Genomic DNA, 16,726 nt, shown 5'->3' with positions numbered 1-16,726 from the left:
GGAGTCGAGAGGTTTTTTTTAGTTAACTAATTAGGTCTCGACTCCGCTCGACCTGACAGTTTAATCATAAATAACTAATTTTCATTAAAACATTAATCGAACTAAGGTTGTTATCTATTTTAATATTTTTACGATCTTAGTTTCAAAATTAATAGGGTTTTAATTGGTATTTTGAACCCTATAAATGTAATAGATACAAAATGATTAAAAAAATTGGAATTTCGTTAGTAGTCCTTTTAGTGGTTTTACAATTTTTTAGACCGGATAAAAACGAATCTGGTTATGAAACTATAGCATCTTTTGAAGCACAGACAAGTCCTTCTGCTGAGGTAAAAGAAATATTAAGAGCCAACTGTTATGATTGCCATAGTGCGCAAACACAATACCCTTGGTATGCTGAAATTACACCAGTTTCATATTGGTTAGCAGACCATATAAAACATGGGAAAGGACATTTTGATGCATCTGTTTGGGATACATATTCTGATAAGAAAAAGGATCATAAGCTAGAAGAATTGATCGAAATGGTAGAAGATAAAACGATGCCACTAGATTCTTATACCTGGATTCATGGGAATCTATCCGAAGAAAATGCCGAAAAATTAATCAGTTGGGCAAAACAAGTGAGAACTCAGTTTAAGAAGTGATTAGTTTTTGAGTTTTTGAGTTTTTGAGTTTTTGAGTTTTTGAGTTTTTGAGTTTTTGAGTTTTTTCAGATTTTGTAATTTCCATCAACCATTCAGGTAGATTACAGCACAGTATCCTAAAGTAAAAGTAGTTTGTGTAAACAACGATAAAATCAAGTGTTTATACTCTTACTTGGGTGCTTTCTAAATTGTATTATTGAAAATCAAAATTATACAATATGGAATTTACTTTTTTAAACATCAAAGGAGTTTCGAGAACTTATCTCAAAGAAAAGCTTACCGGAAACTTAGTACAGCGTATTGAGGAAAATGAACTCAACACCATGATAGACAATGCAATGAAGCATACCAATGGCCAATTGCCACAAATTGCCACGGATGCGGATTTTTTTGCAATAGACAGGAAGCAAAAAATGCTTGTAGATGTTTCTAAAAGATGTGCAATACAGGAATTAATTGAGCAAGCTCCACTTATAGAAGGTGAAGAAATCGAAGAAGATTTTTTTAGTTACCTAACGGTTCCTTTCTTAAATTTCCCAAAGTATACTGCTGTTTTGAAAAGAAAAACCAATAAAGCAGAAATAGTATATTTTTTTGATTTGGTGTTGATAGATGGTGGTGACATACAGCATTTAACACCCGTGCAACCTGTAGAAACAGAAATGCACATGGCAAAGTCAATATCCTATACAATAACAGGAGAGCTGGTAAAAAAAATGTTAGGATTGGCAGCAAAAAAAGCAGGAGCAGCTATTGCTAGTCAATTGGGGGCCATAATTATCAATATGGTAATGAAGGAGTTGTTTGGTGATGATAAAGAAAAGATGCTTGCCGAAATTAGAAAAATTGTAAGAGACGAGATCGAGAGTAACGAGATCACAAAAATAGAAGGAACTATAGAAGGTACTGTACAATTCTTAGCAGTAGAGTATAAAAATATGAAAGCGAAAGCAAACCTTTCTGATACTGCTAAGAGAGCAGAATTACTTGCGAACCTTAAAACATACTCTCATAAATTTTATACCGATGTCATCGGAACTTTGAAACAAGAGAAATATGCTATTAGAGGATTAAAAACATTTGCCGTTGGTAGTGCCATACACCTCTTGATTACACAAGAAATGGCAATGATTGACCCTGATGAAATGAACCCGAATGATTCTGGATACTTATTAACATTACGAGCAAATGCTAAGACATATAGATTACATTTAGAAACCTATTTTTCTAAAGCTATTAATAATAGAAAAGCTCAAATAGAAGTGTTTTCGGATACTTTTGTGGATTGCCTTGGCGGAGCAACCTGTGTAACGAAGTATACATACTCCTGGATAGATAAAAAAACTGGCAAAAAAGTTAAAGGTTTTTCAGGAAGCAAAAACCCTGATCGTTCTGCAAGTCAAAATGCGCATATTTCTATGGAAAAATATAGAAAAAAGATTATAACTCAATTAACTAAAGACCTGGGGAATCCTAAGGTATCAGCGATCCCATCATTAAAAGTGATTGAAAACTTTTCGTTTGCTTGATGATAACTATTACTAGTTACAGTTTGTTCGTGTTACTTACAATAGAGTGTATGACATATAATTCTATTGTAGGTTGCATGAAGTTTTTATATTTTTTAATTCAGTAGTCAGTAGTCAGTAGTCAGTAGTCAGTAGTCAGTAGTCAGTAGTCAGTAGTCAGTAGTCAGTAGTCAGTAGTCAGTATTCAGTATTCAGTAGTCAGTAGTCAGTATTCAGTATTCAGTAGTCAGTAATCAGTATTCAGTAATCAGTATTCAGTATTCAGTATTCAGTATTCAGTAGTTAGTATTCAGTAGTTAGTATTCAGTAGTTAGTATTCAGTATTCAGTATTCAGTATTCAGTAATCAGTAATCAGTAATCAGTAATCAGTATTCAGTATTCAGTATTCAGTATTCAGTAGTTAGGAGTTAACTTCTCACTTCTCACTTCTCATTTTTAACTCATAACTTTTCACTCATAACTACTAACTAACTGCTTTACTACCTCTGGTACACCAACAGTGGCTTTTTCTGCTAGAATTGTTAAGTTTTCTTTTGGCGATATAGCAGGTTTAGGATCTATAAAATATATAGGAGTATTGAGCGGAGCGAATTGTAATAGACTTGCAGCGGGATACACTTGCATAGAAGTTCCGATAATCATAAGGATATCCGCTTGTTCTGTAATCTGTATTGCCCGATCCAGCATAGGAACTTCTTCACCAAACCAAACGATGTGTGGACGCAATTGAGAATTATGCTCGCAGCAATCCCCAATATTGAGATCTGTTTTCCAATCTAAAACAATATTTTCATCAAACTGACTTCGTACTTTTAGTAATTCTCCATGTAGATGAACCACGTGACTACTGCCTGCACGCTCATGTAAATCATCTACGTTTTGAGTAATAATAGTAACCTGGTGTGTTTGTTCTAACTCCACAAGAGATATATGTCCTAGATTAGGTGTTACAGTATGTAATTGACTACGTCTTTTATTATAAAAATCTAATACTAATACAGGATCATTCCTCCATCCTATAGGAGAAGCAACTTCCATAATATCATGTCCTTCCCATAATCCATCAGCGTCTCTAAAGGTATTAATTCCACTTTCTGCACTGATTCCTGCTCCGGTAAGCACAACTACTTTTTTCATTTGTCTTTATTTAATATGTAAACCGGTTATTTGCCTGAGAATTTAATATTGAAAAATATCAAAATGGATAACAGGTTATTTATTATGCTCTCTAAAACTATCTAAAATATTTTAATTGATAGCTGAGTTTCTGGATAAAATAATCAAATGCCATTTATAAATCTGAGTTCGATATATGAAAAGGTATAAATAAAGTGTAATTACCTGTAATTGTAGTTTTTATGTTTTCTTTTCCATTGGGAGAGGATTAAGGTGAAGGTTTTATTATGAAAATCCTTCATCCCTGCCCGTCCGGTCAGGCGGGCTGACTCCTACGCCTCATTTCGTCCAGCGCAATAGTGTTGTTGTTCAAGGAGAAGGAAACTCCTTTAGTTTGTAATACATTAAAGAACAGTATGTTTTATATCTAACTCAGACGTATAGTATAAATGGATTCCAGCCTACGCTGGAATGACAAGTGTTTTGTTAATACGCTTTCTTTTATCATTCCGGTGTAGAGAGGAATTCAAAACAAATAAAAGTGTATCAGAGATTGTTAGGTTTTTTATAATTATAAAGGTGTTTTGGCACTTTTTTTTATATAAATATACTAAGGGATATCTTTTTCCGTTTAGAGAATCTAAACCCCATAAACCGATAACATGCAATTTACCTCGATCAAAGAAATTCTTCAAGTCCCTATAAACAGTACATTTCCGTATTAATATTGTGGTTTTACCGTAACCGGAATATTACTAAAAGACATAACTTGTAATCAGTAAATGTGTACAATTTTTTTTTGAATACTAATAGTATTTAATAACCAACGCTAACCTTTAATTGTTTACCTCATGAAATACCCTTATATCATTATTGATAATGATCAGAATTCTGCACGCACAATTCAGATCGCATTAGAAGATCACAATGACTATATCTGTACTGGAATTGCTAAAAATGAGCAAGATGCGTTGGACTTAATTTTACAGAGAAAACCTAGATTGGTTTTCCTTGAACCGGAAGTTCCGGGAGTTCAATCGTCCAATACCCAGTATAACTTATTGTCAGAACTTACCAAGTACATGACTAATCTACCAGAGTTTGTAATTATTACTAAAACTACTGACTATGCTATAGAAGGCATACGCAACAGTGTTTTGGATTACATCCTTAAACCACTAACTAAAAGTGATCTCACCAAAACCTTGCATAGGTTCGAGAAAGATTTTGATGAAGTAATGGATAACACGCTGTGTTTTAAGTCTTACGGAGATTACCGTTTTGTGAATATCGACGAAGTATTGTATCTAAAAGCAGATAATAATACGACAGATTTCATGATGAGTAATGGTAATAAAGTAGAAGCATTTAAGACACTGAAACATTTTCAGAATCTATTGCCAGATCATTTTGTGCGTATTCATAATAGCTACATTATCAATACTAAGTATGTATCTAGAATACATTTTGGTAAAGCAAAATGTGCAATTAAGAATACTACGGATATGATTCCTTTCTCTAAATCGTATAAAACAAATGTAGAAGAGATTAAAGATACATTATCAAAGAATAGTTTTCTTTATGTGTAGTGAGGCTTTGTTTAGAAAAGTTGCGCAGCAACGAATTCAAAACAACTAGCCGAACTACATCCCAGCGAAGGCTGGGATCTAAACATGACTATGCTTTTATTTTGAAAAATGAAATGCATTCAAAACAACTAGCCGAACTACATCCCAGCGTATGCAGGGATCTAAACACAGTTATCTCATTGTTTTGAGAACCTATGGAAATAGATTTTAATATAATAGTTTGATAAGCAGTATGTTATTCTTGCTTAGGACTATGTAAAGTGATACATAATTAAGATGCTGTTTGTAAATATCTAGTAAATGTGTACTAAGGCAGCCGATTGTTTTATTTTATAATATATCACACAATATCATTTGTATAATAAAACGTAAGTCAAAACCTCCTCGCCGCAGCGAGGAGGTTTTTTTATGATGTATGCTTCTATAAATAAAATATAAAAAAACGTTGGTGTTCCTTCCCTTGAGGGAAGGTTAGGATGGGTGTTTCCAAATGATTTTTTAACATCTCCCTCGATCCCTCTTCAAAGAGGGAGGTTTTGTTTTCTGTTATTTATAATGTAGTTAAGAGGTATGATGACTACGAACTCTAATTTACTTTTTTTATAGGTACTATTAATATGACCTCTATATTTATAATGTGGAATATTCCCCGACAATAGTTTCGTTATTTCTGTTCTTCGGTTTAGGACTATATAACAGGATAGACAAGCTTGGTGTAAGGTAAATTTCCCGTGCTCAAAAATAAACTACGCTACTATATAAGGTATATAAAGGACGGGGATTTTTTATATCACTCTCGAAGTTAAATACTTACAGGGGTTTGAGGGAATTTTCTGATCTATATTTGGGGAATATCTATAATCTATTCTTTTTCAGTGAGTAAGCAGCTAGGATGCCAAATAGCATCAGGTAGCTCTTTTTATTGGATTTTTGTTTTTTTTTAAGTTTTTTTTATGGTTTATTTACGGTGATTACGCTGGTAATCTATTTCCTACACATTTTACTGTTTTTTAAAATCGGGTCATCCACTCGTATAATGTACCCATCTACTTCCTAGAGGTACCCATCCACTAAACACACTTTAATATATTAGGCGCGAGAGGGGTATCTCCCTACATTTGTAGTGTACAATTAAGGTTATCAACCTATTACACATTTACTAAAAAGGATATACAAAGAGAAATCGGAGTATTCTGCTGGCCAGCAAAATCCTTTACTATTGAAACTGAATAGACGAAAGTGTATTCATACTGGACAAAAAAAGTCTTGAAAAAGGGAAAGAAAAATTATTAAACAGATTACAACCAAAATAAGATATAACTATAAAAGATAAACCGTTATGAAAGCTATAAAAACTATATTCGCAGTATTATTTGTAAGTTCAATGTTCATCGCTTGTGAAGCGGACACGATTAATGAAGAAGTAGGAATTGAAGAGATTGAAATTGTTGGAGAAGAAGATGCTTCAGGAGATACAGGTGTTGACTAAGTCGAAAAATATCAAAAAATAGATAAAAACAAAAAGTGTTACAATTTGAATTGTAACACTTTTTGTTTTTATCTTGTGTTCTATTTCGTTAAATTAGAATAAAAAAATAGTTTTTATGTTTCGTTTTCATATAAAGTATGCTTGCTTCTTTTTTGTATTGTATTTATCTTCTTGTCAAGAGGATAAAATTGAATATAAAGGTGGAGATGAATTAAGATTTGGTTTAATAGAATCAAGTTTAAAAGAAGCGAAGGATAAAAAAAGATCTTTGAAAGAGAGGAAGGAAAGTTTAAAAGAAGCTTATGCGATTAGTTCTACTTTAGATGATGGTTTATATAAATTAAACCAATTTCGTGAAATTTCTTTGGAATACTATCGTGTTAAGGACTTAGACAATTTTAAAAAGCATAATGATAAGACGTTAGATTTATCTATAATTCTAAAGGATTCATTAAATATGGCTAAGTCATATTTTCTTAATGGATTGTATTATAGAAATTCTGACCTAGGTATTGCCTATGAAAACTTTGACAAATCGGAAAAAATTTATGCTTCTTTTGATAAAGCGAATAATTTAGATCCTTTACTATATGCGTATGATCATGGAAAAGTTTTAACCGATTTGGCTAAGATCTTAAGAAAGGTTAAAGATTATAGTCAAAGTGAAGGATTGACAATAGAGGCGATTAAAAAATTTAAATTATCTAAAAATCCTAAATATTTACCATTATGTTACACTAATTTAGGGATATTAGCAAAATACACTGAAAGATATGAGGCTTCAGTTGATTATCATTTGCAATCTATTGAATATGCAAAGAATACTAATAAAGAGGTTTTTCAAACCATTGCCTCTTATAATAATATTGGTACAGTTTATAAATCAGATAAGAAATATAAGAAAGCCGAAGAATATTATAATCGAGCATTAAGTTACAATGATTTTTTGAATAAAAACCCAAAAACATTTGCCTTATTATTGGATAATTTGGCTTATGTTAAGTTTTTATCCAATGATAATGAAAATATACCAGAAGCTTTTTTTGAATCTTTAAGTATTAGGGATAGTATATCAGATATTCAAGGGATTAGTACTAATACGCTTCATTTAGCTGAATACTATAAATCAAACGAAAATGATAGTTTGGCAAAGTCATTCGCAGAAAGAGCTAAAAATGCAGCTTTAGAAGTTAATAATAATGAGGAGTTACTCCAATCATATGAGTTACTGTCCGAAGTTTCAGATAATGAAAATGGATTAGTTTATGCTCGAAAATACATCCGTTTGAGTGATAGTTTGGTGAAAGAGGAAAGAGCATTTAGGGATAAACTAGCGCGAATACGTTTCGAAACTGAAGAAAAAGTGCAGGAAATAGCAGCAATTAGTCGCGAAAAGGAATTACTAATCTTCGCCATATTAGGATTGTCAGTCCTGTTTTTATTAGGGTATGTAATTTTTAGACAGCAACAGAGTAATAAAGAACTACTATTCGAGCAAAATCAGCAGCAATCTAATCAAGAGATTTATCGCTTACTGCTTAGTCAGCAATTAAAGTTAGAAGAAGGGCGTAAGCTAGAGCAACACCGCATGTCAGAAGAATTGCATGATGGTGTACTCGGTAGATTGTTTGGAGTACGATTAAGTCTGGATGGGATCAATCAGCGCGCTAATGATGGGTTTACAGAATCAAGGAATAAATATATAGATGAGCTAAAATCTATAGAAAAAGAAATCAGACTCATATCTCATGATCTGGGTACCGATACCTTATCACCGGATATTGCCTATGTAGATGTGGTAGAGAGTTTGGTGAGTGATTTGTGTACAGTACATAAAATGGAGTTTGCATTTGCTAATGATGAAAATATTGATTGGGAGACCATAGATGATCAGAAAAAAGTAAACCTATTCCGTATTATACAAGAGTCATTACAGAATATATTTAAGCACGCTCGTGCAAAAAGCGTAAAAATAAACTTCGATTATGTGGATGATAAAATAAATCTTACTATTTTAGATGATGGAATAGGATTCAAAAGTAGTAAGGTAAAAAGAGGAATTGGTTTAAAAAATATTACATCTAGAGTTACCCAAATGAACGGTGTAGTAGATTTTATAAGTAATCAGGATTCAGGTACTAAAGTATCTGTAGGCATACCAATTTAATTAATGTAAAAAAGTTATCAAATCCGGTGTCCATATAATAAAAAGGTGATAATTATAGTTACTACTATATAGAGCCGATAGGATAACAACAGACACACAAATTTTTAAAGATGAAGAAAAAGCTAAAAGTTCTTATGATTGATGATCATCCTATGATTATCGAGGGATACAAGAATACCTTATTAGGAGAGAATCAAAAAGAATATCAGATCAAGATTGATATTGCATCTAATTGCGATGATGCATATGATAGTATTCTGAAATCTTCTAAAACTACACCTTATGACATGCTTTTTGTGGATATTAAATTACCACCTTCTTCTGATGGAACAATAACATCCGGAGAGGATTTAGCAAAGCATGCAAAAGAATTACTGCCCAAAGCCAAGATTATTATTCTTACGATGCATAGAGAAGATCATAGAATTCATAATATATTAAAGAATATTAATCCATCAGGATTTTTGATAAAAAGTGATCTTACTTCTAGCGAGTTATTATTAGCATTTAATAATATTGTAAGTGGTACTCCATATTATAGTGCTACAGTAAATAATCATTTTAGAAAAATGATGACTAATAATTTCTCACTGGATGAAAAAAACCTAAAGATTTTATATCACTTATCCAGAGGAGTAAAAACAAAGAATCTGCCTAATTATGTGAGTTTATCACTTAGTGCGATCGAGAAACGTAAAAACCAGATCAAAGAGATGTTTTCTATCGCAAAAGCTGATGACCAAAAGTTATTAGAAGAAGCTCGTAAAAGAGGTTTTGTATAGAGACAATAAAACTCAGAAGAATACTACAAAAGGATAGCAGATTGCTGTCCTTTTTTTGTTTTGATATATAGTGAATTGCATTGTTTATGAGGGGTGTATGTAGTTAAAAAGGGTTGAGGAGCTACTTTTTCGAATACGATTAAAGAATCAGTTTTATAGGTGAAATACACATTTTTTTTTACTGTTTAAGCGTAATTTGATGCGCAAAAACTTGATTTTTAATAAATTAGATTATGTTAAATTTTTACTTTTTAGTAGATGTAACATAGTTCAAAGGTGTTATTTCCCCAAATAACAAATGTGATATTCATAAAAAAATAGGGAATTTTCCGTTTTTATTTATGAAACATTTGTTAAAATTGGGATAATCTTGATTTTACTTTAATTTATGAAGTTAAATAAGCTTTAATTTTATCTTTATGGTTTTACCGTAGTTATTTTGAGTTTATAGATTACTGCAAATCAATGTTTTATCTATAAATTTATAATGTTAAAAAAAACTAAACGTAAATAGTATATTTTAAAATAACAAGCCTATAGAAAAAGATTACATAAGACATTAATTTTCCTACCCCATAAGCAAGTCTGCGTAATTTTTATTAAGATCGTCAAATCTTTCTATTCGCTAAGAGGTTACTTTATATTCGATAAGTCATAATTAGTATGTAATGATCGTGTGCCCCATGATCACATATATATAATGAACTTAAATGCCTAATGCGTTTGCTTATGAGAAATAGTATGTTTTCTGTATTAAGACAATTAGTGGTAAGATACTTCTTATTACCCACCTGTTACATTTTTGTGATTTTGATAATGTGCCGTAAAGTTACTAGATTATCTAGTATGACTTTTATAGATAATAATACATTTTTATGTATGAGTAGTAGTTACGAATATAATACAAGGAAGCAATCTATTTCTGATCGCACTAATTTTTTTAAAATAGAAAAAATGACAAATATGATTTTATAAAACAAAAGCAACCCCGCAATTGTAAAACTTTGGCGAGCAAACAAAAGCAGGGTCTGGATAACGATTAATTTAAAACTAAATCAACCATTATGATATATTCTTTTTCTGTAAATAAAGATAATATACAGATTCTAACGGATTCTTTTTCCTTTAAGTATATTAACTATACAGATTCTAATTTCAAATATAACAATAAACTGTTGGAAAAATATGGGAATACCACGTGTATTTTCCTTATTAATTTATTGTTAGAAACTAGGGTGAATATGTCTTTATTCTTCTGTAACCCTTTTAATATCCAGTTCAATATTACGAATTTCATAAAGCACACTGATATCAGTAGTATGTGCTTTGCTATAAATATAAAAGACCTTCAATACCCTCTTAAATAAGCCTACAAAAAATGAGTCCCAAAAAAATGCTATGAAAAAGAAAAGCAAACATTTTAAAAAGCACAGAAAAATCAAGAAGAAGGTGCTGCAGGTAACAACACTATTCATCTTGTTGATTCTTAGCTCGGCGGTAGGATTAAATGCGCAAAATCTGCTTTCAGAAAACATGGATAGTTGTGACATGTTAATTAATAGTCATAATGTGCAGAAGGATCACGCAACATCTGTATTAGGATTTGATATGCAATCATTACGTAATGATGGTAATCAGATAAAAATGATTAAAAAACAGATGATTCAAACAAAGAAATCAGAAAATACTGTGTCTGTAGGAAAAGATAAAGGTGTTGTTACATTTTATTCTGAAACTCATGACGTCCATAATGACCTGAGATATTTGTCTAGTATAATGAATAAAGAAGATGTTGGCTATTACATGCGGTGATCAAGATGATGAAAAAGTAGAAGTGCAAAATGCATATAATTTAGAAATGAAATAAAAGAAAGATTCTTTCTGGTATTATTTGGTTAATGGCCATAATACTAGAAGGTAACACTCTAAAAACATCAAATCTTTTAGAAAAAGATGGAAAATAAGAATAACACACCGATACCATTGCTTATGAATATTTTTACTGAAATTTTTTCCGATAAAGTAAAAGCATTACTGATTTTTATGCTGATAGTACTGATTTCCCATCAGACGCATGCACAGGTAGTAAATACCTGGGGATTATTATCTGGAACTGTACCAGAAAATAACTTTCAGACCAGTAGTTTTTCTGCAGTTGGCGATGGTTCTACTTTTGTAACAGTGGATATTAATCGGTCACCATCGACAACAGTGGGAGGCGCAGTAAATGCAATACCACCAGGATTGATTTTTGCAAGTAGTTTCGATAATACAAGAGCAACCGTGGGTGTTTCGGGGAATACCTATACCTATACATTTAGTGAGCCTGTTCATGTGATATTGAGTTCACAAGAGCATAGTGAACTCATTAGGACAGAAAATATTAAAATATCAAGTGCTGATGTAGGAGCTCAGTTTTCGGGTTCTTTGACTTCTGGTCAAGCAGGACATTTTATAGCTAATAATAATACATCAGAAATACACATCGGTTCTAATGCTTCTATTACTACTGCAGGAACTTATTGGACAGTGCAAAGTAATATTGCAGTTACTACTTTATCTGTAGAATATTATGTGACTGACCCAACAGAAGCAGCGTCGGGAGAACCATTTACTATGAGTTTGGCACCAGCACCATTTGTAAGATTAGATAATGATAATTCTACGGGAGCAGGTGGGATCGATTTTAGTGGTATAGCATGTACAAGCGGTACAGAAATCCTGGACGGATCGGACCTATTGATTAATGCTCCACATGGTATTCAAAGAGTAGAGATTAATTTAATTAATGAACAAAATATTGGTGAAGAAGAACTTTCTGTAGTGCTAACCTTACCAAATATAAATATTACAGGGAATGGATCTACATCAGTTGTAGTAGTAAATGGAGATCCAAGTCCTAATGATTTTAATGATTTTGACGATATTATTGATGAGCTGTATTACAAGAATACATCTTCTAGTCCTGATTTAGCTACTACTCGACAAATTGAGATTGTAATGTTTGATGAATATGGAGGTGTTTCTGTAACTTCTACTATAGATTTTACACTTGTACAAACGCCTAATTCAGGAAATGTTACAGGTCCGTTAGTTGTTTTTAGTACAGATCCTCCAATTGATTTAAATACAGCTTTAGACGGAAGTCAGGATGTAGGAACTTGGGTCGATGTTGATGGAACAGGAGAGTTAGCAGGAAGTACAGTAAACGTTCCAGCATTAGGTATAGGTTCTTATGTGTTTAGATACGATGTAACAGGAACTTCTCCTTGCAATAATGCATTTACTTCGGTAGTACTTATTGTATTAGATGGTAATGAACTAGAAATGACTTCTCCTTCTTCTTGTGCTTATATAATGACAGAGTATACAGATCCGCTAGACTCTCAGGGAACGGATGATCCTATCTATATTTTTGACCTACCGGGTAATAACGGAGAATTAAGTTGCGAAACTGCTATTGGAGCGACTTACGACTGGTATATTTTTAATCCAGCTACGAATTCATATGATGTGTTCGCATTAAACTCAGCCCCAGTGCAAACCGGTCTTTCTGATGGAGGGTATTTAGTCGTTAGAAATGATGGTGGTGTTAAAACTGAAGGTCGTGCTTGGGTGTGGAACTCGAGTTTAGATGCTGATGCAGGTATTGATTTGTCAATATGTAATGGAGATTCTGCAACAATTTTAGGAGCAGGAACGGTATTAAACCCAACGTATACGTATTATGATCCTGTTAAAAGACCATTTATTGTTGATGCGAGTACCACAATCACGGTAACTTTTGATGGAACACATTCATATATTTCTGACTTAGCCTTTTTTATGGTGTCCCCAGACGAAACGCAAACGGTAACTTTAGGGGAGAATACTCAAGGTTTTGCTTGTAATCAAGGAGATGATATAGTAAATCTAAATTTTACGAATGATACTTCTATAGGTACGCAGGTATATGATTTATGTCAATTCAATAACCCCGCTGTAGGAGGAACACCTCCAGGAGGCCCTTTAACAGGTACTTGGAATGCTTATTATGAAGATTATCAATTAAATGGAGCTGGAACTAATTTTGAAGGAATTAATCAACAAAATATTGATTTTACTCCTTTTGTAGGATTTGATGCAGGACAAGGAGGTTGGAAAGTTCAGATTTATGATTGTGAAAACTTAGATTTTGGTGTGCTTACTGGTGCTATAATTTCGTTTGATGATGGAGCAGGAGACATAAGAACCTATACAAGTGGATCCATTAGTGTTCCAATTAATGATAATAGTTGTGATGCAGCTTCAGCTTCCATATATGAGGTTCCTTTTAATTCTGCTATTAGTCAGACAGATACAAGTATTTCGATCAATCCGGCTATTGGTATTGACGTAAGGAGTATTGGAGGATATGAATGGAGCTTTAGCACAGTTTCTTCTACAGGCCCTTGGAGTGGCCCTTTTGAAAACATAAGTACTACGCCAACCGTTTCTCCGGGAACTACTACTTGGTATAGAATAGTGATGGATAATGGATTAGGTTGTAGTGCTGAAGATGTGATGAGACTTACCGTCACGAATGAGCCAGAACCAGGTATTCAAACAGATGAATATGCATGTGCTGGAGATGCAGTAGTAGATTTAAATGCTCTGATTGCAGGAGCGGATGCAGGAGGAGTCTGGAGTATTTCGGGGACTTCACCAAATGCTCCTGGAGGAGATTTTAATGCGGGTGCAGGAACATATGATCCGACTACAGGTGGAGTTTATATTTTTGATTATACGATTAGTGCAGTAGCTCCTTGTGTTACGAATGGTGTAAGCTCGGTAACGGTATCAGTGCAATCAGCACCCAATACAGGGGTTAACAATACAATTTTTGCAGATGGATCTTCAGGAATAGTTACTTTATTCAATGAATTGTTAGGAACTCCTGACACAGGTGGATTATGGAGTCTGGATGGAGCTGGCGATAATCCTGGAGCAAATTTTGATTCTGGGTTTGGAACCTTGGATAGTTCTGGATTAACCGATGGAACTTATATTTTCGAATATACACTTACTAACTGTGCAACAGCTATGTCTTCAGTTACAGTGATTTTCAGTGCTGCAGATACCGATATGGATGGTGTAGGGGATGCTGTAGACTTGGATGATGATAATGATGGAATATTAGATACAGCAGAAAATAGCTTGGGAGTGGATCCATCTGCTGATGCAGATATGGATGGTATACCAAATTATGAGGATTTTGATAATAATGGTAGCGCAACTGCTCCCGTATGTTTAGATGGTGATCTCAATGGTATTTGTGATACATTGGATCCTATATTTGATTTTGATGGAGATGGTGTTCCTAATCATCATGATTTAGATAGTGATAATGATGGTATTTACGATGTAATAGAAACAGGAGGAACGCCAAGTAGTGTAAATCCTGGCCAGGCGAACGACACGGATGGAGACGCTACAAATAATAACGGAGTGCCTAATTCTGCTAATGGCGGAGCAGGAATTGCTGTTCCAACCAATACCGATAGTTCGGGAGATCCTGATCATTTAAGTTTAGATAGTGATGGGGATGGTTGTAACGATGTATTAGAATCAGGTTTTACCGATGGTGATACTAATGGCTTGTTAGGTTCAGGAACTTTTGGAGCAGGCTTAACTGTTGATGGTAATGGAGTAGTTACTTCAGGAACTGATGGGTATACTGATCCTACCGATGGTGATACAGATGGTACTGATGATTATCAACAAATTGATGGTCCTGATGCGGATAATGATGGAGTTTCTGATGCCTGTGACCTTACTTTTGATAATAATGATAATGATAGTGTAGGAGATGTATTAGATTTAGATGATGACAATGACGGTATCCCGGATACTGCGGAAAATAGTTTGGGAGTTGATCCTTCAGCGGATGCAGATGCAGATGGAGTTCCTAATTACCAGGATTTTGATAATAATGGGAGTGCAACTGCACCTGTATGTTTAGATGCTGATCTCAATGGTATTTGTGATACCTTAGATCCAGTATTTGACTTTGATGGTGATGGTATACCAAATCATTTTGATCTGGATAGTGATAATGATGGAATTGTAGATGTTATAGAAGCAGGAGGAATTGATGTAAATCAGGATGGGCAAAATGATACCGTTGCAGATGTAGACAATGATGGTATTCCAGACAGTGTTGATGTAAATGTAACTGGAGGAGTTGATATTGATTTAGATGGTATTGACGATGCATTTGATATTGATTTTGCAGGAACTACGGATAGTGATGGCGATGGTATTGAAGATAGTAGTGATCCAGATGCAGATGGTGACGGTTTAGCGGATGATGTTGATACTATTGATAGTGGAAGTGGAGCAGGAGAAGTAACTACAGGAACAGGATTGCCAGTACCGAATTCCGATTCCAATTTGGGAGATGGACCAAACTTTTTGGATATCGATGCCGATGATGATGGTATTGTGGATAACATTGAAGGACAATCTACTGCGGGATATTTTCCTCCAGCAGGGAATGATACTGATGGAGATGGTATAGATGATCAATATGATGCAGATTGCTCAGTAGCTACCTGTGGATTGGTAGGAACTCCTATTATTCCTGAAAACACAGATGGATTAGGGGACGGAGCAGATTATATCGACCTGGATGCAGATGAAGATGGTGAGAGTGATACTATTGAAGCCTATGATACCGATGATGATGGTGTGGCAGATACGGTGCCTGCAAATGCTGATGCCGATGGAGATGGTTTAGATGATAATTTTGATGCTGATGGTACGAGTACTACTGATGCTGGAGGACCAACCAATGGAGGACAAACCGCAGGAAATCCATTCCCGGATACGGATAGTCCTGGTGCAGAACCAGACTGGAGAGATCCTGTAGTTAATGATCTTGAAATTACTAAAGTAGATACATATGTAGATACCAATACCAATGGTATCATTGATGCCGGAGATACTATTAATTATGTTTTTGTTGTGACAAATAATGGTACTGCTGATATTACTAATATCACAGTTGCAGATCCGGTTGTAACAGTTTCTGGAGGTCCATTAGCTACTTTAATAGCTGGAAATTCAGATAACTCAACTTTTACTGCTTCATATATTATTATTGCAGCAGATATTACTGCAGGTACTTTTAGTAATACTGCTACGGTCAGTGCTGAAGACCTTAACGGAAATACAATTACAAGTTTATCCGATGACCCTGATGATGCTTCGGATACTACAGATGACGATAATGATGGTAATCCAGATGATCCAACAGTAACGGACTTAAGACAAGGACTATTAGATATCACTAAGACAGATACCTATGTAGATACAAACGGTAACGGTATCATCGATGCCGGAGATACGATCAACTATGTATTTACAGTGAGTAATACAGGTAATAT

At 33.9% G+C, this 16,726-nt stretch carries 9 protein-coding genes; 8 read left to right on the top strand and 1 reads right to left on the bottom strand.

Features of this window, described 5'->3' with window-relative positions; all coding sequences use genetic code 11:
• Positions 1 to 200: 200 nt before the first annotated feature.
• Positions 201 to 647, top strand: a complete 447-nt coding sequence (locus Q0975_RS22435; RefSeq protein WP_299440975.1) for a heme-binding domain-containing protein — start codon at positions 201 to 203, stop codon at positions 645 to 647.
• 218 nt (positions 648 to 865) lie between these two features.
• The gene (locus tag Q0975_RS22430; protein WP_299440972.1) at positions 866 to 2,176 is read left to right on the top strand and encodes a hypothetical protein; all 1,311 of its coding nucleotides are present in this window, start codon (positions 866 to 868) and stop codon (positions 2,174 to 2,176) included.
• A 451-nt stretch (positions 2,177 to 2,627) separates the two neighbouring features.
• Here Q0975_RS22430 and Q0975_RS22425 read toward each other — a convergent pair whose 3' ends face one another.
• On the bottom strand, positions 2,628 to 3,314 hold the full coding sequence (locus Q0975_RS22425) for an NAD-dependent deacylase (RefSeq protein ID WP_299440969.1): 687 nt from the start codon (positions 3,312 to 3,314) through the stop codon (positions 2,628 to 2,630).
• An 830-nt stretch (positions 3,315 to 4,144) separates the two neighbouring features.
• Here Q0975_RS22425 and Q0975_RS22420 point away from each other — a divergent pair.
• From Q0975_RS22420 to Q0975_RS22395, 6 genes are all read left to right on the top strand, one after another.
• The gene (locus Q0975_RS22420; protein WP_299440966.1) at positions 4,145 to 4,882 is read left to right on the top strand and encodes a LytTR family DNA-binding domain-containing protein; all 738 of its coding nucleotides are present in this window, start codon (positions 4,145 to 4,147) and stop codon (positions 4,880 to 4,882) included.
• Positions 4,883 to 6,221: 1,339 nt separating this feature from the next.
• Positions 6,222 to 6,371, top strand: coding sequence for a hypothetical protein (locus Q0975_RS22415; protein WP_299440963.1), 150 nt, complete (start codon positions 6,222 to 6,224; stop codon positions 6,369 to 6,371).
• Positions 6,372 to 6,486: 115 nt separating this feature from the next.
• Complete coding sequence (locus tag Q0975_RS22410; protein ID WP_299440960.1) at positions 6,487 to 8,538, top strand: tetratricopeptide repeat-containing sensor histidine kinase; 2,052 nt, start codon at positions 6,487 to 6,489, stop codon at positions 8,536 to 8,538.
• Positions 8,539 to 8,648: 110 nt separating this feature from the next.
• On the top strand, positions 8,649 to 9,320 hold the full coding sequence (locus Q0975_RS22405) for a response regulator (RefSeq protein ID WP_118462487.1): 672 nt from the start codon (positions 8,649 to 8,651) through the stop codon (positions 9,318 to 9,320).
• 1,398 nt (positions 9,321 to 10,718) lie between these two features.
• Positions 10,719 to 11,132: a hypothetical protein gene (locus Q0975_RS22400; RefSeq protein WP_299440957.1), complete on the top strand. Its 414-nt coding sequence runs from the start codon at positions 10,719 to 10,721 to the stop codon at positions 11,130 to 11,132.
• A gap of 141 nt (positions 11,133 to 11,273) precedes the next feature.
• On the top strand, positions 11,274 to 16,726 hold a 5,453-nt coding region (locus Q0975_RS22395), incomplete at its 3' end, for a hypothetical protein (protein ID WP_299440955.1).

It is taken from the genome of uncultured Aquimarina sp. (assembly GCF_947500065.1).
Classification (GTDB): Bacteria; Bacteroidota; Bacteroidia; order Flavobacteriales; family Flavobacteriaceae; genus Aquimarina.
The sequence above is the reverse complement of the archived record's forward strand: the minus strand, read 5'-3'. Positions and strand labels throughout refer to the sequence as shown.